This window comes from Zoogloea sp. (assembly GCF_044344315.1).
Taxonomy (GTDB): domain Bacteria; phylum Pseudomonadota; class Gammaproteobacteria; order Burkholderiales; family Rhodocyclaceae; genus Zoogloea.
Map to the genome: position 1 here is coordinate 1 of NZ_JBIJDC010000091.1, position 19,553 is coordinate 19,553.

Sequence of the window (19,553 nt, forward strand, 5' to 3'; positions counted from 1 at the left end):
ACCAGGGTGATGAAGGTGGCGATCAGTTTGGGGACAAAGGACAGGGTCTGCTCGTTGATCTGGGTAGCGGCCTGGAAGATGGAGATGATCAGGCCGGTGGCGAGGGCGGCGATGAACAGCGGGGCGGAGACGAGCAGGGTGAGTTCGAGGGCCTGGCGGCCCAGGTCGATGACGGTGGTGGGGGTCACGGTAGGCTCCTATCCGAAACTCTGCACGAGGGAGGCGATCAGCAGATTCCAGCCGTCCACCAGCACGAAGAGCATGATCTTGAAGGGCAGGGCGACGATCGCCGGGCTCATCATCATCATGCCCATGGACATCAGCACCGAGGCGACGACCATGTCGATGATCAGGAAGGGAATGAAGACGATGAAGCCGATCTGGAAGGCGGTCTTGAGCTCGGAGGTGACGAAGGCGGGAATCACCACGCGCATGGGCAGGTCTTCGGCCTTGTCGACCCGGGGCGTCTTGGCAAGCTTGGAGAACAGGTTGAGATCGGGCTCACGCACCTGTTTGAGCATGAAGGTCTTGACCGGTACGGTGGCCCGGTCGAGGGCTTCGTTGAAGGTGATGCGGTTCTCCGACAGGGGTTGCCAGGCTTCTGTGTAGACCTTGTCGAGCACCGGCGACATGATGAAGAAAGTGAGGAACAGGGACAGGCCGACAATGACCTGGTTGGGCGGCGAGGTCTGGGTGCCCATGGCGTGGCGCAGCAGGGACATGACGATGATGATCCGGGTGAAGCTGGTCGTCATCAGCACCAGGGCGGGCACGAAGCTCAGGGAGGTGAGCAGTAGCAGGGTCTGGATGGACAGGCTGTACTGGGTGCCGCCGCCGCCCGCAGGCGTGCTGGTGAGAGCCGGCATGATCTGGCCAAGGACTGGCAGGGGTGCCAGCAGGAGCAGGGGGGCGCAGCATCGGAGGAGGGAGGCGAGGGTTTTCATCGGGTGCGGCGTTCGAGGGTCTGCTTGAGCCAGGTCTGGAAGTCCTTGCTGCCGGGCAGGGGTGAGCTACCGGTGCCAGGGGAGGGGAGGTCCACAGCATCGAGGGTGTGGAGGGTATTCACCCGCCCGGGGGCGACCCCGAGTACGAGGATTTTGTCGCCAACTTCCACCAGTACGACCCGTTCCCGGGGGCCGACTGCCGTTGCGCCCCGGATCTTTAGCAGGGCCGCCCCGTGGGCGTTGCCGCCTCCGATTCGGCGTAGCACGTGCAGGCTGGCGTAGAGCAGGCCGATCACCAGGCCCAGCCCGAGCAGCATCTGGATGACGCTTCCTGTGGCATCGAAGGTGCTGCCGTCCGCGGCGATCGCGGTGCTGGTCAGGAAGAGCAGGCCGGCAGCAGGAAGCGGAAAAGGCATTGAGGTAGGGAGCCAGGGGAAGTCTGCCGTCAGCTTATCCGCGATGACCGTCCCGGCATGGGTCGATTAAGCATGCAAAAGGGGCATATTTTTGTGCTTTGCGCCGTTTGCCGATGAACCGCCCCGTGTGCTATCAATCAAAGAAAGTGTCGGGTTCAGGAGGTGTGATCATGTTGCTGTGGCATCGTGACATCCAGCCGGCGGCTGCCGCGTCTGAGGAAAAATTGCCGGAGGCCGCTTCCGGTAGTGCCTATGAAGCCAAGCGTCAGCGGGCGCTGCAGATTCTCGGGGAGCGCTGGCTGCTGCATCGGGCCAATGCCCCCGATCGGCGGCCAACCCGCTCTGTTCTGATGCGCTCAAGGGCGGGTGACGCAGCGCCTGCGGGCTGAGGGCGGGGGCCGGCGCAGACTCGGGCCGGCGGCAGGTTCAGCTGCGAAGCTTGCGGATGCGTTCGGCTGGCGTGATGATGTCAGTCAGGCGGATGCCGAACTTGTCGTTCACAACCACGACTTCGCCTTGGGCGATAAGCGTGCCGTTGACCAGTACATCCATCGGCTCGCCAGCCAGGCCGTCGAGTTCCACCACCGATCCGTGGGCCAGTTGCAGCAGGTTTCGGATGGCGATCTTGGTGCGTCCCAGCTCCACGGTGAGCTGAACTGGGATGTCCAGGATCATGTCGTAATCATTGATCGATCCACTCTTCGCGCCGGCTTGGCCAAAGTCCGGGAAAAGTTGGCTGGCAGGCTTGGCCTGGTAGGGGGACCCATCATCTTCGGCAGGCTCGGCCGGGTCGGTGAGTCCTTCCGCTGCCGCCTGCTCCTGCATGGCCGCAGCCCAGTCGTCGTCGCTGATCTGGTTTTCGTCGGGGGTGTCGGTTTCTGACATGGTGTGCTCCTAGCCCTTGGCCGCGGTTTCTTCTTCCTGGGCCAGGAAGCGTTCCACCTTGAGGGCGTATTGACCGCGCTGGACACCGTAGCGGCATTCCATGAACGGTATGCCGTCCACTTCGGCCTGCACGGTATCCGGGATATTGAGGGGAATGACGTCGCCCGGTTTCATCTGGACGATATCCCGCAGGGTGACCTTGGCTGTGCCCAGGCGTGCCACCAGGGTGACCTCGGCCGTCTGTAGCTGCTTGCCCATCATATTCACCCAGCGATTGTCCTGGGTGATGTGGTCGCTCTGCATGGTCGAGTAGAGCGTCTCGCGGATCGGCTCCAGCATCGAGTAGGGGAAGCAGAAGTGCATCTCCGCCTGGGAACCGCCGAACTCCAAGGTGAAGGAGGCGGCTACGACGATCTCGCTGGGGGTGGCGATGTTGGCGAACTGGGGGTTCATTTCCGAGCGGACATACTCGAACTCGAGCTTCTGCACGGGCGCCCAGGCCTTGGCGTATTCGTCGAAGGTGACCTTCAGCAGGCCCTGAATGATGCGTTGTTCCGTAGGTGTGAAATCACGGCCTTCGACACGGGTGTGGAAGCGACCATCGCCGCCAAACAGGTTATCCACCACCAGGAACACCAGGTTCGGGTCGAGGACGACGAGCCCGGTGCCGCGCAGGGGTTTGGCGATGAACAGGTTCAGGTTGGTGGGTACCACCAGGTTACGTACGAACTCGCTGAACTTCTGGACCTTGATCGGCCCCACTGAGACTTCGACGTTGCGGTGCATGTAATTGAACATGCCGATGCGCAGATAGCGGGCGAAGCGCTCGTTGATGAGCTCCATGGTGGGCATGCGCCCACGCACGATGCGCTCCTGGGTGGCCAGGTTGTAGTCCCGGACCCCGCTCGTGTTCTCTTCCGCATGCTCTGTGTCGTCACTCTCCCCGGTGACGCCCTTTAGTAGCGCGTCCACCTCTTCCTGGGAGAGAAAGTCCTGGGCCATGACTACACCCCGTTATTGCACGATGAACTGGTTGAACAGCACGGCAAGCACCGGTCCGTCATCTTCCGGGCGGTTACGCTTGTTCTTCTTCTTTGGGCTGGGAGCGTAGCCAAGCACATCGTTGGCCTCTTCCTTGATCTCGTCGGCGAGCTCCTCACGGCCTTCCGCGCTGACCAGGTCCGACGGTTTCTTCGAAGACAGGAGCATGATGATGCGGTGCTTCAGTTCGGGCATGTAGAGCTTCAGGGAGTCGCCCACCTTGGCATCGGCTACCCTGAGAACCATGGTGGATTGGAGGAAATGTTCGCCTTCTTCAGGCGCCAGGTTGACGGTGAATTGCTCAAGCTGAACAAAGATCGGCGGCTTGGACGGATCTACCTTGACTTTTGGGGGCTCGTGGGAGACGGCTTCTTCTTCAGCGTCCTCACCTTCGGCATGCTTTTTCTTGCCCATCATCATGAAAGCAGCGGCGCCGGCAATGGCCAGTACCAGAACTGCCACGATGATGATGATCATCTTTTTCTTGCCCCCCTTGGCGGGGGCGGCTTCGCCTTCGGCGCCTTCAGCCTTGGCCGGTGCTTTCGACATGCTGGATCACTCCTTGTTTGCGTCCATTGTTATCCACCACGGCTGCTCGGCAAGCGTTGAATAGGGGCATCAGGGCCCGCCATTTGTAACGCTTCAGGCAAACGTGTCTACCAAACCTTCGCCGCGCTTGGCCCATTGGGCCGGCACTGCGCTTGCTGCAAGTTTTTCGTCGCCGCCGCCGCTACCCCGCCATTGGCTGCCGCGTGGGCTGCGCTCGGGGTCGCCGGGCTGGCCCGAGGTGCCCACGTCAGTCTGCCCGAGGCTGATGCCGCTTTGTTCGAGGATTTCCCGCAGACGGGGCAAGCTCTGTTCGATCAGTTCGCGGGCGGCAGGGGTTGCGGCCACGAACTGGGCGCTGGTCTGGTCGCCACTGACGGTGATGGATATTTCCACCTTGCCCAGCTGGGGCGGGGTGAGGGTGAGTTCGGCATGGCTCTCCGTCTGCCCGACCATCCAGCTGACCCGGTTGCCGACTTCCTCGGGCCAACCGGGGCTGCCCGCGGGTGTGGCCACGTGCATGGGCACGGGCGCGGGGGCCGCCGGGGGCGCAGCACCCTGGAGGTTGGCCAGGGCGGCCGCGTGTATGGCCGCGAAACTATTGGTTGGCGTTGCTGCGACGGGGGTTTCGGCTGCACGCAGGGGCGTGTCCGCGAGCGCAGGGGGCGCGCCATGAAGTGATACGTCTTCACTTTTGCCTGAGCTGGCGGCAAAACTTGCCGGGTTGCGGGGGGCGCTCTCTGCCGTCTGCAGATCCCCATTGCCGCTTGTCACCCGGGTGGTGGCTTCAGGGGTGAGTGAGGTGGGCAGCGCGAAGAGGCCGCCGCCGGGCAGGGCGCTGGTGTCGCTGGAGAGCAGCGTGGCTGCATCATCCTCGGATGTGGCGGGGGTGCCTTCGGCGGGTTGGAGGTCTGCGGTCGGGAGGGCGGCGGGGAGATGCCCGCCCAGCAGTGCGGCGAGTTCGGGCTGGAGGGGCGGCTGCTGGGCCTGCACGGTAGCGGCGGCCCGAGCTGCTGCGTCGGCGTCGCTATCGGACTGGGTACCCTGCTCGTCTTCCCGCGGTGAGTTGCCCTTCATCTGGCGCTGCAGCTCGGACGCGAATCCTGTGCCTGCCTTGTCCGGCTCGGACTGGGCGGAGACATCCTGATTAGAGGCGTCAGGGCCTTTCGGCGGGGCCGCGGGGGCGATGTTCGCGATGGGATTCAAGGCCGGTCCGGACATGATGTTGTTCCTGGTGAGGATGCAGACAACTCCGTATCAGCAAGCCACGTGCCAGCGCTGGCCGACACATTCTTCATTCTTCGCTGCCGCGGTCCCGGAACTGCTTGGCGGCGTGTTCGTCGGTGAGCCGCTGTTCCTGCTTGGCTTCCTTGCGGGCCTGCTGGGTCTGGTGACGGTGCGACAGGGTGTCGAATGCCTTCACCTTGTTGCGCTGGTCCACCCACTCCTGCTGGCCTTGCTCCACGCGCCGCTTGGATTCCGTGACCACGCCCTGTTGGTGGGCGATGGCCTCATCGAGCTTGGCGAGGAAAGCGCTGTAATTGCGCCAGGCATCTGGGCCGATGCCGTTGCGGGCGGTCTCCACGAAGCGCGCCTGGTATTCCTGGCGATATTCCACCAGGAGGGCGAGCTTCTCCTCGACGGCCCGATCACTGGCAATCAGCTCGCCAAGACGGCGCGCCGCATCGTCCATGCGGTTATTGGCCAAGTCCAGCAAGGGCTGTAGCGGGAACTGCTCGGTCATCTTCTGTTTCTCTCGGCTTTATCGGACGGGTGACGGGAATCTTTAGGGGCGGGGTCTGATGACCTTGCCGGCCGGAGGGTGCGTCATTGGGTGGCGCCAAACAGTGCGTGGAGCTTCTCCACGGCGGATTCGTAGGGTTCGCTCTCCTCGATGCGCTGCTGCAGAAAGGCTTCCAGACGCGGGTACATGGCGACCGCCTGGTCGAGAACCGGGTCCGAACCGGCGTGGTAGGCGCCCACTGCGATCAGGTCGCGGGAACGCTGGTAGCGGGAGAAAAGCTGCTTGAAGCGCCGCACCATGTCGAAGTGCTGGCTCTTGACCAGGTTGTGCATGGCCCGGGAGATCGACTGCTCGATGTCGATGGCTGGGTAGTGGCCCTGATCGGCCAGGTTGCGGGACAGCACGATGTGACCGTCGAGAATGGCCCGGGCGGAGTCGGCAATGGGGTCCTGCTGGTCGTCGCCCTCGGCGAGCACGGTGTAGAAGGCGGTGATCGAACCGCCGCCCTCGGGGCCGTTGCCGGCCCGTTCGACCAGCGCCGGCAGGCGCGCGAACACCGATGGTGGGTAGCCCCGGGTGACCGGCGGCTCGCCGATGGCCAGGGCGATCTCACGCTGGGCCATGGCGTAGCGGGTGAGGGAGTCCATGATCAGCAGCACCTCCTTGCCCTGGTCACGGAAATATTCGGCCACGGTGGTGGCATAGGAGGCACCCTGCAGACGCATCAGCGGGCTGCAGTCGGCAGGGGCTGCGATGACGGCCGAGCGGGCCAGGCCCTCCGGGCCCAGGTTGTGTTCGATGAACTCTTTCACTTCACGGCCCCGCTCGCCGATCAGACCGACGACGATCACGTCGGCGGCGGTGTAGCGGGCCATCATGCCGATCAGTACCGATTTACCCACACCGGATCCGGCGAAAAGGCCCATCCGCTGACCCCGACCGACGGTGAGCAGGGCGTTGATGGCACGAATGCCGACATCCAGAGATTGGTTGATCGGAGCCCGCTGAAGGGGGTTGATCGGCCGTGCCTGGAGGGGGCGGGAGTGGCGTACCGCGAGGGGGCCGAGGCCATCAAGGGGGCGGCCTGCGCCGTCGACCACTCGTCCGAGGAGTTCGTCGCCCATGGGCAGGTGCTTGGCCCGGTCGGACGCGCGGCGGCGCGGCTCGATGCGTTCGCCGGCAATCAGCGGCGGCTGGGTGGGTTCGACGGGCAGCACCTGGGCTCCTGGGGCCAGGCCGAACACGTCGTCGGTGGGCATCAGGAAGATTTTCTCGCCATGAAAGCCCACTACTTCGGCTTCCACGGAGCTGCCGCCGGGAATGATGATGCGGCAGCCGGAGCCGAGGGGCAGCTTGAGTCCGGAGGCTTCCATGACCAGCCCGTTGATGCGGGTCAGGCGGCCCGACACCTGGTAGGGCGTGGTGGCGCCGACGAGTTTGCGCCCGTCAGCAAGAAAGGACTTCCAGGTTTCAGTGCCGTGCTCCATCAGGGGGCTTCCCCATCCCATGGGATGTTGCGGCTGAGGTTGTCCATGACCCGGCGCCAGCGGGTTTGCACCGTGGCGTCGATCTGGCTGCCGGCAGCTTCGATGCGCACGCCGCCGCGGGTGATGGTGGGGTCGTCGATCAAGCGATGGCTGGAGTGGGAGAGTTGCTCGCCCAGGTAGTCCTTGGCCATGGCCAGGTCTTCCGGGTTGATGTGGATCAGGGCATGGGCCTGGGGGAGTTGCAGCAGGGCTTCGCGGATCAGGTCCACGACCGACTCGGGGCGCACGACGAGGGTCTGGCGCACCATCTGGCGGGCCAGTTCGGTGGCCAGGGCCAGGATCTCGTCAGCCACCTCCTGATCGAGGCTGGTCATGGAGTTTTCCAGGCTCTCGACGAGGCCATGAAACTGCATGGCTTCGATGCGACCGCGGGCCGTGCCCTCCTCGTAACCGGCGGCGTAGCCATCCTTGCGGGCTTCCTCGTGGATGCGCTCGATGTCTTCCGCCGTGGGCAGGTGGATATCGGGCTCGGGGTCGATCGCCGCCTCGGGCAGTGGCGGCGGTTCGACGGGCGGGAGGGGCGGCGTTTCGGTGATGTCCGGGCCTAGCTCAGTCGCGCCGCTTCCGGGAGGCTCCGGGGCGGGAGGCGGTGCCGCTGCGGGCGTGTCGAAGGACGGGAGGTCCCAGCGCTGGTAGGCGCCGACAGCCTGGTGACGGTTCATGGACATGGTGGGCGGTGAGGCTTAAACAAAGGCATCGTCGCCGCCGCCGCTGCCAAGCGCGATCTGACCCTCTTCGGCCAGGCGACGGGCCGTCTTGAGGATCTCCTTCTGTTCGGCCTCCACCTCCGACAGGCGTACCGGGCCGCGGGATTCCAGGTCTTCGCGGAGCATTTCGGCGGCGCGCTGAGACATGTTCTTGAAGATCTTCTCCCGCATCTCCGGCGGCGCTCCCTTGAGGGCGATGACCAGGGAGTCGCTCTGGACTTCGCGCAGCAAGGTCTGGATGCCCCGGTCGTCGAGCTCCATGAGGTTCTCGAACACAAACATCTCGTCGAGGATCTTCTGGGCCAGGTCCGGATCGTATTCGCGGACGTTGTCGAGAATTGCCGTCTCCGCTGCCGAGCCGACGAAGTTGAGGATATCGGCGGCGTGACGCACGCCGCCCATGGCGGTCTTCTTGACGGTGGACGCACCGGCCAGCATGCGCGTGAGGGCTTCGTTGAGTTCGCGCAGGGCGACTGGCTGCACGCCGTCCAGCGTGGCGATGCGCAGCAGTACGTCGTTGCGCAGGCGGTCGGTGAAGTGCTTGAGGATTTCGCCGGCCTGGTCGAACTCCAGGTGCACCAGGATGGTTGCGATGATCTGGGGGTGCTCGTTCTTGATCATGTCGGCGGCGGTGGGTGCGTCCATCCACTTCAGGCTTTCGATGCCGGCGGTGTCGGAGCCCTGAAGCACGCGGCTGATCAGGTGGGTGGCCCGCTCGTCGCCGAGGGCCTTGGTGAGCATGGCCTTGATGTGCTCGTGATCGGCCTCGATAGGCGAGCCTTTTTCGGCAAAGGCGATCAATTCGTCGAGAATGATCTCGAGCTTCTCCCGCGGTTGGGACGGCATGCCAGCCATCGCTGCGCCGAGCTTCTGGACTTCCTTCGGGCCGAGTTGCTTCAGTACCTCGGCGGCCTCGTCGGCGCCCAGGGTCATCAACAGCAGGGCGCCCTTCTCCTGGCCCTCATCGTTGCTGCTCATTGCTTCCCATCCATTCCTTGATCAGGTTGGCGACCACGCGCGGGTTGTTCTTGGCGATCTCGTGCACCTTGGCGAGTTTTTCGTCGTAGGCGAGGCGGGCGGCGGCTTCGGGCGACAGGGCCACCTCGGCACCGTCCTCGTCCTCGCCGGCCTCACCTTCTTCGCCTTCCTCTCCGTCGGCCCGGCCGGCTGCGCTGCCAGTGTCCTCGTCTTTCGCTTCGGGTGGGGGCGGCATGACCTGCTTCATCAGCGGCCGGATCACCCCGAAGGCTACGAAGGCGATCACGCCGGCGATGACCAGGTACTTGATGAGCTCCTTGAACAGGGCGACGTTGTCCGGATCTTTCCAGATCGGAGTCTCGAAGGCGTCCTTGTCGGAAGCCACGAAGGCGCTGCTGGCAACGTTGATGGTGTCGCCCCTGTCCTTGCTGTAACCGACGGCTTCGCGGACGAGGTCTTCGACCTGTTTGCGCTCGTCGTCGCTCAGGGGAACGGTCTTGACAGCACCGTTCTTGTCCTTTTCTTCCTTGTGGTTGATGGCCACCGCCACCGACAGGCGCTTGATCTGGCCGAGTGCCTTGCGCGTGTGCTGGATGGTCTTGTCCACCTCGTAGTTGATGGTCGCGCTCTTGCTGGTGGTGAGCGGAAGCTGGCCGTCGGCGCCGGCCGTCCCCGGTACTGCAGGCGTGGTCAGGGGGGCTGTAGCTGGCACGGGAGGCTGGTTGCTGAGCGCGCCGGGCACCCCTTGCGGCCCCTGGTCGCGGGTCTGGCTTTCGTTGCTCTGCTGGCTGCGGATGGCCTGTTCGGGGGAGGGGTTGGGGCGGTAGGTTTCGGCGGTCTGCTCGGTCTGGTTGAAGTCCACATCAGCGGAAACCTGGGCGCGGAAATTGCCCTTGCCGAAGAGCGGCGTGAGGATGGCGTTGATGCGCCCTATATAGCCCTCTTCAAGCTCGCGTGTGTACTTGATCTGGGAGGCGTCGAGGGAGGTGCGCAGGGGGTCGGGCTTCTTGGTGAGGAGGCTGCCGTCCTGGTCGATGACGCTCACGTTGTCATTGGACAGGTTGGGCACGCTGGACGAGATCAGGTGCACGATGCCGGCGATCTGGGCCTGGTCCAGGCTGCGGCCGGTGTGCAGGTTCACCATCACCGAGGCGGTGGGTTTCTGTTCGTCGCGCAGGAAGGCCGTTTGCTTGGGAATGGCCAGATGCACCCGCGCGCCAGCGACGCTGGCAATTGACGAGATCGTGCGGGACAGCTCGCCCTCCAGGGCACGCTGGTAGTTCACCTGCTCATGGAACTGGGACAGACCGAGCTTCTGGGTCTCCATCAGCTCGAAGCCCACCAGCCCTCCCTTGGGGATGCCCTGGGCGGCGAGGCGCAGGCGCAGGTCGTGGACCTGGGTGGCGGGGACCAGGATGGCGTTGCCGTTTTCGGAGAACTTGTAGGGGATGTTCTGCTGCTGGAGGCTGGCAACGACTGCGCCGCCATCCTTCTCGGCAAGGTTGGAGAACAGCACGGAATAGTCCGGCTGGCGGCTCCACAGCAGCACGCCGACGATCAGGGCAATGCCGAACGCCAGCGCAGCGCCGGCAGCAAGCTTCTGGCGCTGGGACAGGTTGCGGATGTTCTCCTGCACCTGGGCGAACGGTGAGGCGGGCGGTACCGGAGCGGCGGCCTCTTCTGCTGCCATGGAAACATTCCCCCTATTTCGGATGCTCGCATTCTGGCGTGTGGCCAGATTTTTCTACAGGGGGATTAACGGCGCTTTTTGCCGCCTATTTGCCGCCTTGCCGGGCCTGCGGCAGGCCTAAGCTGCGAACCGGTGAATTTCGTCTCTCCGTCCATCCATGACCGACCCTGCTACTGAAGACCGTCTCGATGCCCGCCAGCTGGCCGATGCCTTCCGCCAGTTCAGCCAGGCGTCCGAGGCGCTGACTGGCGCCTATGCCGGGTTGCAGACCCAGGTTGGTCAGCTGACCGAACGCCTGAGCGTCTTGATGGGCGCCTTGCCGGCAGGGGTCGTTGTGCTCGACCGGGATGCCCGGGTGGTTCAGGCCAACAAGGCTGTCGAGGGCATGTTCGGTGCCCCGCTGGCAGGCGTGGACTGGACGGCATTTTGCGCTACCCGCCTGGTCGGCACCGAAACACCGGGTGAGTGGCAGCTGGACCATGCCGGAGAGACCTGGCGCGTCACCCGTGTTGATGCGCCGCTGGAGTCTGGCGAGGGTCGCATCGTACTGCTGACCGATGTGACCGACGCCCATCGCATGCGCCTGGCGGCCGAGCGCAACGAACGCCTCGCCGCCATGGGTGAAATGGTTGCCGGCCTGGCTCATCAACTGCGCACGCCCCTGTCGGCGGCGCTGCTCTACACCGCGACCCTGGTGCAGCAGGACATGCACCCGGCCGACAAGGAGCGTGTTGGCACCCGAGCCCTTGAGCGCCTGCGTCACCTGGAAAAGCTGATCCGCGACATGCTGCTGTTTGCCCGGGGCGAGACCCTCGGGCGGGAGCCCTTTGCCATTTGTGATTTGGTGGCCGAGCTGACCCAGACCCTGGAGCCCGTCGCCCGGGCCCGTGGCCTGCGCTTTGACGCGACCTGTGCCTGTGGGGAGACTAAGGTGGTGGGGGATCGCAAGGCGATTGCCGGGGCCCTGACCAATCTTCTCGAGAACGCTGTCCAGGTTCTGGACGTGGGCGGCACCATCCGATTCCACGCGGACAGCGACGGCGCACTGGCCTGCTTCCGGGTTGCCGATGACGGTCGCGGTATCGACCCCACCCTACAGTCGCGGCTTTTCGAGCCGTTCTTTACCACCCGCCCCGACGGAACCGGTCTGGGGCTGGCGATCGCCCGGGGGGTAGCCCGAGCCCACGGAGGCGACATCGGTATCGAGTCGGAGCCCGGCCGCGGCTCCACCTTCACCCTGACCCTCGCCATGGGCGGCTGACGCCCCGTAGCACCCGAGTTTTAGAGAGACCCCCATGCCAGAAGCCCTTCACATCCTGGTTGTCGAAGACGACGCTCCCCTGCGGGACGCGGTATGTCTGACCCTCGAGCTTGCCGGCCATGCCGTTACCGGGGTCGGCGATGGCCCGGCCGCCCTGGCGGAAGTGGATCGGCAGGCCTTCAATCTGGTCCTGTCCGATCTGAAGATGCAGCCCATGGATGGTCTGCAACTCCTTGCGGAGCTGCGCCAGCGCCTGCCCCAACTTCCCGTTCTGTTGATGACCGCCTTTGGTGACGTGGAGAAGGCCGTGGATGCGATGCGCGGTGGCGCCTGTGATTTCCTGATGAAACCTTTTGAACCCGCAGTGCTGCTCGAGCATGTGCAGCGCTATGCCGTGACTCGCCAGGCAGACGGCATGATTGCTGCCGACCCCCATACCCGAAACCTGCTGGCCCTGGCCGACAAGGTGGCTGAAACGGACGCCACGGTGCTGCTCAATGGGGAGTCCGGCACAGGCAAGGAGGTCTTTGCCCGCTATCTCCACGAACACTCCCTGCGGCGTAGCGGCCCCTTTGTGGCCATCAACTGCGCGGCCATACCGGACACTCTCCTCGAAGCCACCCTGTTCGGCCACGAGAAAGGCGCGTTTACCGGGGCTGCGACATCCCAGGCAGGCAAGTTCGAGCAGGCGGAAGGCGGCACCCTGTTGCTCGATGAAATCTCGGAGATGCCACTGGGGCTGCAGGCCAAGCTGCTGCGGGTACTGCAGGAGCGGGAGGTAGAGCGGGTGGGCGGCAAGAAGACCATTCCGCTGGACATCCGGGTGCTGGCGACGACCAACCGCGACATGACCAAGGAAGTGGCTGCAGGGCGTTTCCGGGAGGATCTGTTCTACCGGCTCAACGTGTTTCCGCTGGCCATTCCGTCCCTGCGCGAGCGGCCCGGCGACATCGTTCCCTTGGCGCGGCATTTCGCGTTGATGCATGGCGTGCGCCTTAAGCGTGCCGGCCGGCTGTCGCCGGAGGCCGAAGCCGTGCTGGTGACCTATCATTGGCCTGGCAATGTGCGGGAGCTTGAAAACACGGTGCAGCGGGCCCTGATCCTGAGTGGCAGTGAGGCCGTGTCGGCGGAGACGATTCGTTTGTGCCTGCCCCACTGGAATGGGGAGCCCGTGCGCATGCTGGTTTCACCGCTTGCCGTTTCGGCAAATTTTGCCGCTGAATCGGTAGTTTTTGCCGTCGACGCCGCAGAGGGCGCCAAGGATGCGGGGCGTCCGGCCAACATGAAAGATCTTGAGCGCGAGCACATCCTGCAGGTGCTGAAGGAGGTGGGTGGGTCGCGGAAGCGTGCAGTGGCGCAGCTTGGCATCTCGGAGCGGACGCTTCGCTACAAGCTTCAGCAGTACCGCGAGGAGGGGCTGTTCTCCGGCTGATGGCCTCTTGTGCTGCTTGGCACGTGCTTTGCTCTGCTATAGTCGAGAAAAAGGAGCTGGATCATGGATACCCGCGGAATCGATCAAATGCTGTCCGAGCTGCGCGCCACTTCGCAGGTGGCGTCGGGCAAGGCTGCCCAAGCAGCAACTGCGGCTGGCGAAACCGATTTCGGTCAGGTCCTGCAAAGCGCCATTGCCGATGTGAGTTCCGCTCAGAAGCAGGCCCAGGAGATGGCCAAGGGATTCTCCGCCGGTGACCCCGACGTGAATCTTCAGGATGTGATGGTCAATCTACAGAAGGCCAGCCTGTCGTTCCAGCAGATGGTCCAGGTGCGCAACAAGCTGGTCACGGCCTACCAGGACATCATGAACATGTCCGTGTAAACGATAGTTTCGCTTGTCGGCGGGTGAGCCGCATCACGAAAACAGAAAAGCCGGCGTTGCCGGCTTTTTGTTTGAGTGCGCGGGAGAGGCTTAGCGAATGCGTTCCCGTGCGTTGCGCTCCCGCTCGGTGCGGAGGATGTAGCGCTGAATGGACGATGCCATGCTGGCCGACAGGTTCAGGAACTCGCAGCCCGCCCGCAGCACGACACTGCCATCCCGGTTGGTGATGCGGAAGAGGTTGCGCACGCGGAGGGCTGTTGCGATGGGGCCCACCTCGGGAAGCATCAGCCGACAATCGGCAAACTCCATGTCAGGCTCAAAGACGATGCCATTGGGCGGAACCGTGATGGCCAGCCCGCCGCCGCTGATGTCCACGACATCGGCTTCGACACTGACCACCTTGCTTTCGCCTCCCACGACAATGGGGATCTGGCAGCTTAGGCAGTGGGGGCTGGGGGCCGTGAGGCGGTAATACTCCCGCCGTTGCAGGCGCAATAGCACGTCAGGCACAGCGATCCGGAATGCTTCGTGGCCCTCGTGGGGGAAGCGCTCGATGCCCCGGGCGGCGAACTGGATCTTGATCTTGTCGAGCTGGGTGACGCAGATCAGTTGCTCAGCCGCTTCGACGCGCTGGTTGATGGCTTCATCGCTGGCTGCGTCAAGGATGATATGACCTTCGTCCGGGGTGACGGCAAGGATGGCACTGAGAAAGGAGTCGGCGCTGGCGTCGATGAAGGCGCTCAGCATGGCCCGCTTCTGCATCAGGGCCCGGAGGTTGTAGAGGATGTCGGTTTTTTCCCGTAGCAGGTAACGGGAATAGTCGTCGGCCTGCAGGAGTTCGAACTTGAGCGGCATGGTGGCGATGGCGTCCGGCAATCGGATGATGGACGGGATTCTAGCAGCCCCAAATGGGCTCCCGGAGTCGCCGTAGGTCATATGCCGATCGAAGGTGACGAATCGCCTGAAAATTGCGGGGGCGCCGCGCAGGACGCCCCCGGGGGAGATGAGTTCAGCGCGTGGCTTCGCGTTCGATTTCCTCGAGGCTGGTGTGGCGCACGTCGCGGCCTTTGACCATGTAGACCACGTATTCGGCGATGTTTTTGGCATGGTCGCCGATGCGCTCGACCGACTTGGCCACGAACATCAGCTCAATGGACTGGGAGATCGTGCGCGGATCTTCCATCATGTAGGTGATGAGCTGACGCATGATGCCCTTGAACTCGGCATCCACTTCCTTGTCCTGTCGGACAACCTGCGCAGCCGAAATGGTGTCCAGGCGGGCATAGGCATCCAGCGAGGTACGCAGCATGTCCACGACCGCGTCGGCAATATGGGCGAGGCGGATCTGGGGTGTGAATGCCGATCCGGTGGTGTGCAGTTGCTTGGCGGTCTTGGCGATCTTCTTTGCCTCATCGCCGATCCGTTCCAGGTCGGTGATGGTCTTCTGCACGGTGCTGATCATGCGCAGGTCCACGGCGGTGGGCTGGCGCTTGGCGATGACTTGATTGCAGGCTTCGTCCAGTTCGATTTCCAGGTGATTGACCCGGTTGTCGTTCTCGATGACCTGGTCGATCAGCAGCAGATCCCCGTCGGAGAGGCCTTCCATGGCCTTCACGATTTGCAGTTCGACCATGCCGCCCATCTGCAGAACGCGGGTGCGGATACCTTCCAGCTCTGCGTCAAACTTCTTGGAGGTGTGCTCGTTCATGGGAAGTCCTGTGGGTGGTGATAGGTAATCGTCAAAGACTAGCAGCGCAACATGACGTTTTTGTTTCAACTACGCTCAAAGGTGACCACGCCGTCAGCCGTAGCCAGCAGCAGCACGTCAGCGCCGCGCTTGGCAAACAGACCGCTGGTCACGACCCCGACGATGCCATCGATGGTGATCTCCAGGCTGGCTGGATCACTGATGGTAAGGTCATGGACGTCGAGGATCAGGTTGCCATTGTCGGTAGTGAAACCCTGGCGCAGCACGGGCCGGCCTCCCAATCGAACGAGCTCTCGCGCTACCTGGGCGCGGGCCATGGGAATGACCTCGACCGGAAGGGGGAAGCGCCCGAGTTGCGCCACCTTCTTGGTGGCGTCGCAGATGCACACGAACTTGCGGGCGACGGCGGCGACGATCTTCTCCCGGGTCTGGGCACCTCCACCGCCCTTGATCATGGCCAGTGACGCGTCGATCTCGTCAGCGCCATCGATATAGACCGGCAGGTCATCCACATCGTTCATGTCGAGGAGGCGAATGCCATGGCCGGCAAGGCGACGGGCGGAGACTTCAGATGAGGCGACCGCGCCGGCGATGCGATCCTTCATCGTGGCCAGCCCATCGATGAAGAAGTTGGCGGTGGAGCCGGTGCCGACGCCGACAATGGCGCCTTCGATCACGTAGTCCAGCGCCCGCAGTGCGGCCTGTTGCTTGAGTTCGTCCTGGGTCATGGTGTTGTCGCCTGCTGCCAAAAGATTCAATTCTAACCGGCCCGGGCAAAGTGGTCAGATTCTGCAAACCGTCACGGCGCAGCCTCGGGTTGAGGGTAGAGTGTGAAAACTCTGCGACACTCGTTTCGAAGTGTGGCGGGTCGGGGGTAAGGCCGTGGTTGGCATGGTGCCAAAGGCACACGCCGGTTCCAGGTGTATCCCACTCTTTTTTGACTGGAGGCAGTGTATGGGTTTGCTCGATCAACTTGCAGGACAGGTTCTCGGTTCCCTGGCGGGAGGCGCACAAGGCGGCGGGCAGTCGCCCCTGATCCAGTTGGTGCTGAATTTGATTCAGAACAGCGAGGGCGGGCTCGGGGGTCTTCTGTCCAAACTCAATCAGGCGGGGCTGGGTGAGCAGGTGGCGTCCTGGGTGGGGACGGGCCAGAATCTGCCGGTCAGCGCGGACCAGCTTGGCCAGGTGCTGGGTGGTGCCGGGGGCCTGGGCGACATCGCGGCTCAGCTCGGCTTGCCCCAAGAGGCGGTTGCAGGCCAGCTTGCGCAGCTGCTTCCCCAGGTCATTGATGGCTTGACCCCGAACGGCCAAGTGCCGGATGCGGGCGCCGATCTCTTCGGTCAAGGGCTGTCGGCCCTCGGCGACCTCCTGGGCAAGCGCTGACCTTCAGGGAGCCCGATCCGGGCCCATTCAGTCCGGACCGGTTGCTACGGGCCGGGCTGGATCTGCACACCATTCGCTCCATGAACCCGCGTACAAACGCGCACCATCAAGTCCTGCAGCCTCCATCGCGAGCAGGTTGTGGCAGGCCGTTACGCCCGAGCCGCATTGAAGGACTGCAGTGTGCGCGTCTCCCCCCTTCAGGATCTGTCCGTATTCCTCCTGCAGTTCCGACGCCTGTTTGAAGCATCCGTCCGGGCCGAGGTTGTCCTTGAAAAAACGATTGATTGCGCCGGGAATGTGCCCACCCACCGGGTCGAGGGTTTCGTTCTCGCCCCGGTAGCGGTCGGGGGAACGGGCGTCGATGAGCAGCATTTCGGGTGAGCCCAGATGATGCTGCACGTAGTCGGCATCGACCTTCATGCCATTCTGCAGCTTGAGGGTGAAGGCCGCAGCATGGGCTTCAGGCGTCTCGGCACTGAGGGGATGACTGCTCGACACCCAGGCCTGCAGGCCGCCGTTGAGCACCGCCACCTGGCTGTGCCCCAGCCAGCGCAGCAGCCACCACAGGCGCGCCGCAAACATGCCTCCTGCATCGTCGTAGGCAACCACCTGGGTCTGGTCGCCAACACCGAGGCTGCCGAGCTTGTCGGCCAGCAAGCCTGGTGCGGGCAGTGGATGGCGCCCGTTGCGGCCCGTGACCGGGCCTGACAGGTCTTCCTCCAGATCAAGGAAGAACGCGCCGGGAAGGTGCCCGGCGGCATAGGCCTGCCGCCCGAACAGCGGGGCGGCCAGGCTGAAACGACAGTCAAAAACTCTCCACTCCGGTGTGGCCAGTTGAGCGAGATCGTTGACGTTGATGAGGCTGGTAAAGGGCACGGGCACGGCGATGTGTCCTTAGGCGACGGGTGTCTCTACGCCACCGAGCCAGGCTTCGGCATCGTCCGTCTCGTCGAAGACGCGGATGTCCGCGTCCACAAACATCTGTGACAACCACGCGCTCCAGGTGACCCATTGGTCCTTGGTGAGAATGGCGATACGGGCAAAGTCGTGGGCATGAGCACGAGCAAAACGGATTTCCTCAAGCGCCATGTCGACGGTGAAGCCGTTCATCTCCCTCAGGTCGAAGAGTAGGTCCACCGGCCCTTCGAACTGCACCTTGTAGTTGACGACTTCTTCGAACTCCTTGTAGTCGGCCAGGGTGAACTCGCCGAAGACAGTTACGTTGACCCGGTTTTCCTTGTGGTCGGTGGTGATCATCGCCTGCTTCCTTTCTGGGCTGACTGGACGCTGCCAGTGTAGCCCCCCGCTGCCTGCGCTTCAATCGGACTCTAGGGCTGGCGTGGGTTTCCGCGAAGCGATGGATACCAGCACACCGCTGGCAATGATGATGAGGATGGCAAGCACCGACGTCCATGGTAGATGCTCATCCCACAGACCGACGCCGAAGAGGCTGGAAAAGATCACCGTGGTGTAGGCGAGGTTGGCCGAGACGATGGTCTTGCCGTAGCGGTACGCCCGGGTCATCGCGAGCTGGGCGCATCCGCCGAAGCCGCCGACGCCGAGAAGGATGGCAGCCTCTTGGGCGCTGAGGGCGTGGAGGCTTCCGGATGACAGGGCCCAGGGCAGGCCAAAGGCGGTAGTGATGAGAGAGAACCACAACACGGTGCGCGCCTCGGGCTCGCCGGCGCGCCCCAGTTCCCGCACGTTGATGTAAGCGAGGCTGGCGATGAGGCCGGAGCCCAGGCCGGCCAGGGCTCCAGCCCACTGTTCAGGTTGAAGGGTGGGTTGGAGGAGCAGTATGACGCCGATGAACCCCAGGCCAACTGCCGCGAACAGGGATTTTCCGACCCGCTCCCGGAGCCACCACGCCAGCAGGACCGCGACGAACAGCGGGGAGGTGTAGTTGAGGGTGACCGCCGTGGCCAGGGGGAGGATGGCGAGCGCGAAGAAGTAGCACATCAGGGCGATGGTGCCCGAGACGCCCCTGGACAGTTGCAGCCGCCAGTGGGGCGTGGCGTAAGGCGTGCCTTGCAGGCGTAGCAGCAGGGCCATCATCAGCAGGCCGACAAACCCCCGGTAGAACACCAGTTCTCCGGTCGTGAAGTAAGCCGAGCCGAGCTTCACGCAAACGCCCATGCACGCAAACAGCAGGCTGGCTACGATCATCCACAGGGATTGCATGGTGCAGTGCGGCGGGCGAAAAACCGCCATTTTACTGGAGGCCTCGGCCTGCTACGGCAGGCGTTAAAAAGCCCCCGCAGGTTTGCACCTGCGGGGGCTCATCAACCAGGCGTGCCGGTGAGGGTTACCGGCGATCCGGGTCTTAGTGGAACTGTTCTTCTTCGGTGGAGCCGGTCAGGGCGGTCACGGAGGACTTGCCACCCTGGATCACGGTGGTCACATCGTCGAAGTAACCGGTGCCCACTTCCTGCTGGTGCGACACGAAGGTGTAGCCACGATCGCGGGCAGCGAATTCCGGCTCCTGAACCTTCTCGACGTAGGCAGACATGCCGCGGGCGGCGTAGTCCTGGGCCAGATCGAACATGTTGTACCACATGGAGTGGATGCCAGCCAGGGTGATGAACTGGTACTTGTAGCCCATTGCGCCCAGCTCCTTCTGGAACTTGGCGATGGTGGCATCGTCCAGATTCTTCTTCCAGTTGAAGGACGGGGAGCAGTTGTAGGCCAGCATCTTGCCCGGGTGAACCTTATGCACGGCTTCGGCGAACTTGCGGGCGAATTCCAGATCCGGCGTACCGGTTTCACACCACACCAGGTCGGCGTACTCGGCGTAGGCGATGGCGCGGGAGATGGCCTGGTCCAGACCCTTCTTGGTCTTGTAGAAGCCTTCGGCGGTGCGCTCGCCGGTCAGGAACGGCTTGTCGTT

Annotated in this window: 24 protein-coding genes; 5 read left to right on the forward strand and 19 right to left on the reverse strand. The window is 63.7% G+C overall.

Annotation, left to right across the window (positions count from 1 at the left end; translation table 11 throughout):
- From ACIQ09_RS16820 to fliO, 3 genes are all read right to left on the reverse strand, one after another.
- A partial coding sequence (locus ACIQ09_RS16820) for a flagellar biosynthetic protein FliQ (RefSeq protein ID WP_398312448.1) occupies nt 1-188 on the reverse strand: 188 nt, incomplete at its 3' end.
- A 9-nt stretch (nt 189-197) separates the two neighbouring features.
- Nucleotides 198-944 (reverse strand): flagellar type III secretion system pore protein FliP, encoded by a 747-nt coding sequence (gene fliP / locus ACIQ09_RS16825; RefSeq protein WP_398312451.1) that lies wholly within the window; start codon nt 942-944, stop codon nt 198-200.
- On the reverse strand, nt 941-1,360 hold the full coding sequence (gene fliO, locus ACIQ09_RS16830) for a flagellar biosynthetic protein FliO (RefSeq protein ID WP_398312454.1): 420 nt from the start codon (nt 1,358-1,360) through the stop codon (nt 941-943). Before fliO ends, fliP begins: the two co-directional genes overlap by 4 nt.
- Before the next feature lie 170 nt (nt 1,361-1,530).
- Here fliO and ACIQ09_RS16835 point away from each other — a divergent pair, with 170 nt between their 5' ends.
- Entirely contained in the window at nt 1,531-1,749 is a 219-nt protein-coding gene (locus ACIQ09_RS16835; RefSeq protein WP_398312457.1) for a hypothetical protein, read from the forward strand.
- 37 nt (nt 1,750-1,786) lie between these two features.
- On the opposite strand, the gene fliN is transcribed toward ACIQ09_RS16835, so the two are convergent.
- From fliN to fliF, 9 genes are all read right to left on the reverse strand, one after another.
- The gene (fliN, locus tag ACIQ09_RS16840; protein WP_398312460.1) at nt 1,787-2,245 is read right to left on the reverse strand and encodes a flagellar motor switch protein FliN; all 459 of its coding nucleotides are present in this window, start codon (nt 2,243-2,245) and stop codon (nt 1,787-1,789) included.
- 9 nt (nt 2,246-2,254) lie between these two features.
- A complete protein-coding gene (fliM, locus tag ACIQ09_RS16845; protein ID WP_398312463.1) occupies nt 2,255-3,247 on the reverse strand; it encodes a flagellar motor switch protein FliM in 993 nt (330 codons plus the stop codon).
- A 12-nt stretch (nt 3,248-3,259) separates the two neighbouring features.
- Nucleotides 3,260-3,835 (reverse strand): flagellar basal body-associated protein FliL, encoded by a 576-nt coding sequence (fliL, locus tag ACIQ09_RS16850; protein ID WP_398312466.1) that lies wholly within the window; start codon nt 3,833-3,835, stop codon nt 3,260-3,262.
- A 93-nt stretch (nt 3,836-3,928) separates the two neighbouring features.
- A complete protein-coding gene (locus ACIQ09_RS16855) occupies nt 3,929-5,038 on the reverse strand; it encodes a flagellar hook-length control protein FliK (RefSeq protein WP_398312469.1) in 1,110 nt (369 codons plus the stop codon).
- Nucleotides 5,039-5,126: 88 nt separating this feature from the next.
- Entirely contained in the window at nt 5,127-5,576 is a 450-nt protein-coding gene (gene fliJ / locus ACIQ09_RS16860) for a flagellar export protein FliJ (protein ID WP_398312472.1), read from the reverse strand.
- A gap of 83 nt (nt 5,577-5,659) precedes the next feature.
- Nucleotides 5,660-7,063, reverse strand: a complete 1,404-nt coding sequence (gene fliI, locus ACIQ09_RS16865; RefSeq protein ID WP_398312474.1) for a flagellar protein export ATPase FliI — start codon at nt 7,061-7,063, stop codon at nt 5,660-5,662.
- A complete protein-coding gene (locus tag ACIQ09_RS16870; RefSeq protein WP_398312476.1) occupies nt 7,063-7,791 on the reverse strand; it encodes a flagellar assembly protein FliH in 729 nt (242 codons plus the stop codon). Before ACIQ09_RS16870 ends, fliI begins: the two co-directional genes overlap by 1 nt.
- 15 nt (nt 7,792-7,806) lie before the next feature.
- Entirely contained in the window at nt 7,807-8,808 is a 1,002-nt protein-coding gene (gene fliG, locus ACIQ09_RS16875; protein ID WP_398312478.1) for a flagellar motor switch protein FliG, read from the reverse strand.
- On the reverse strand, nt 8,792-10,498 hold the full coding sequence (gene fliF / locus ACIQ09_RS16880) for a flagellar basal-body MS-ring/collar protein FliF (protein WP_398312480.1): 1,707 nt from the start codon (nt 10,496-10,498) through the stop codon (nt 8,792-8,794). Before fliF ends, fliG begins: the two co-directional genes overlap by 17 nt.
- A 157-nt stretch (nt 10,499-10,655) precedes the next feature.
- On the opposite strand from fliF, the gene ACIQ09_RS16885 reads away from it, so the two are divergent.
- The 3 genes from ACIQ09_RS16885 to fliE all read left to right on the forward strand — a co-directional run bounded on the left by ACIQ09_RS16885 (nt 10,656) and on the right by fliE (nt 13,575).
- The gene (locus ACIQ09_RS16885) at nt 10,656-11,759 is read left to right on the forward strand and encodes a sensor histidine kinase (protein ID WP_398312483.1); all 1,104 of its coding nucleotides are present in this window, start codon (nt 10,656-10,658) and stop codon (nt 11,757-11,759) included.
- 34 nt (nt 11,760-11,793) lie between these two features.
- Entirely contained in the window at nt 11,794-13,191 is a 1,398-nt protein-coding gene (locus ACIQ09_RS16890) for a sigma-54-dependent transcriptional regulator (protein ID WP_398312486.1), read from the forward strand.
- Between the two features lie 63 nt (nt 13,192-13,254).
- A complete protein-coding gene (gene fliE, locus ACIQ09_RS16895; RefSeq protein WP_398312489.1) occupies nt 13,255-13,575 on the forward strand; it encodes a flagellar hook-basal body complex protein FliE in 321 nt (106 codons plus the stop codon).
- A 90-nt stretch (nt 13,576-13,665) separates the two neighbouring features.
- Here fliE and ACIQ09_RS16900 read toward each other — a convergent pair whose 3' ends face one another.
- The 3 genes from ACIQ09_RS16900 to rpiA form a co-directional block, all read right to left on the reverse strand.
- The gene (locus ACIQ09_RS16900) at nt 13,666-14,430 is read right to left on the reverse strand and encodes a flagellar brake protein (RefSeq protein ID WP_398312492.1); all 765 of its coding nucleotides are present in this window, start codon (nt 14,428-14,430) and stop codon (nt 13,666-13,668) included.
- A gap of 154 nt (nt 14,431-14,584) precedes the next feature.
- Nucleotides 14,585-15,283, reverse strand: coding sequence for a phosphate signaling complex protein PhoU (gene phoU / locus ACIQ09_RS16905; protein ID WP_398312495.1), 699 nt, complete (start codon nt 15,281-15,283; stop codon nt 14,585-14,587).
- A 65-nt stretch (nt 15,284-15,348) separates the two neighbouring features.
- A complete protein-coding gene (gene rpiA, locus ACIQ09_RS16910; RefSeq protein ID WP_398312498.1) occupies nt 15,349-16,011 on the reverse strand; it encodes a ribose-5-phosphate isomerase RpiA in 663 nt (220 codons plus the stop codon).
- Between the two features lie 226 nt (nt 16,012-16,237).
- On the opposite strand from rpiA, the gene ACIQ09_RS16915 reads away from it, so the two are divergent.
- The gene (locus ACIQ09_RS16915) at nt 16,238-16,666 is read left to right on the forward strand and encodes a YidB family protein (protein ID WP_398312505.1); all 429 of its coding nucleotides are present in this window, start codon (nt 16,238-16,240) and stop codon (nt 16,664-16,666) included.
- A 27-nt stretch (nt 16,667-16,693) separates the two neighbouring features.
- On the opposite strand, the gene ACIQ09_RS16920 is transcribed toward ACIQ09_RS16915, so the two are convergent.
- The 4 genes from ACIQ09_RS16920 to aceA form a co-directional block, all read right to left on the reverse strand.
- Nucleotides 16,694-17,548 carry a sulfurtransferase gene (locus ACIQ09_RS16920; RefSeq protein WP_398312508.1) on the reverse strand — a complete coding sequence of 285 codons (855 nt, stop codon included), beginning with the start codon at nt 17,546-17,548 and terminating at the stop codon, nt 16,694-16,696.
- 12 nt (nt 17,549-17,560) lie between these two features.
- Entirely contained in the window at nt 17,561-17,923 is a 363-nt protein-coding gene (locus ACIQ09_RS16925) for an STAS/SEC14 domain-containing protein (RefSeq protein WP_398312511.1), read from the reverse strand.
- 60 nt (nt 17,924-17,983) lie between these two features.
- Nucleotides 17,984-18,847: a DMT family transporter gene (locus ACIQ09_RS16930; RefSeq protein ID WP_398312514.1), complete on the reverse strand. Its 864-nt coding sequence runs from the start codon at nt 18,845-18,847 to the stop codon at nt 17,984-17,986.
- A 142-nt stretch (nt 18,848-18,989) separates the two neighbouring features.
- Nucleotides 18,990-19,553 (reverse strand): isocitrate lyase (aceA, locus tag ACIQ09_RS16935; protein ID WP_398312517.1); only part of this gene is annotated, 564 nt, incomplete at its 5' end.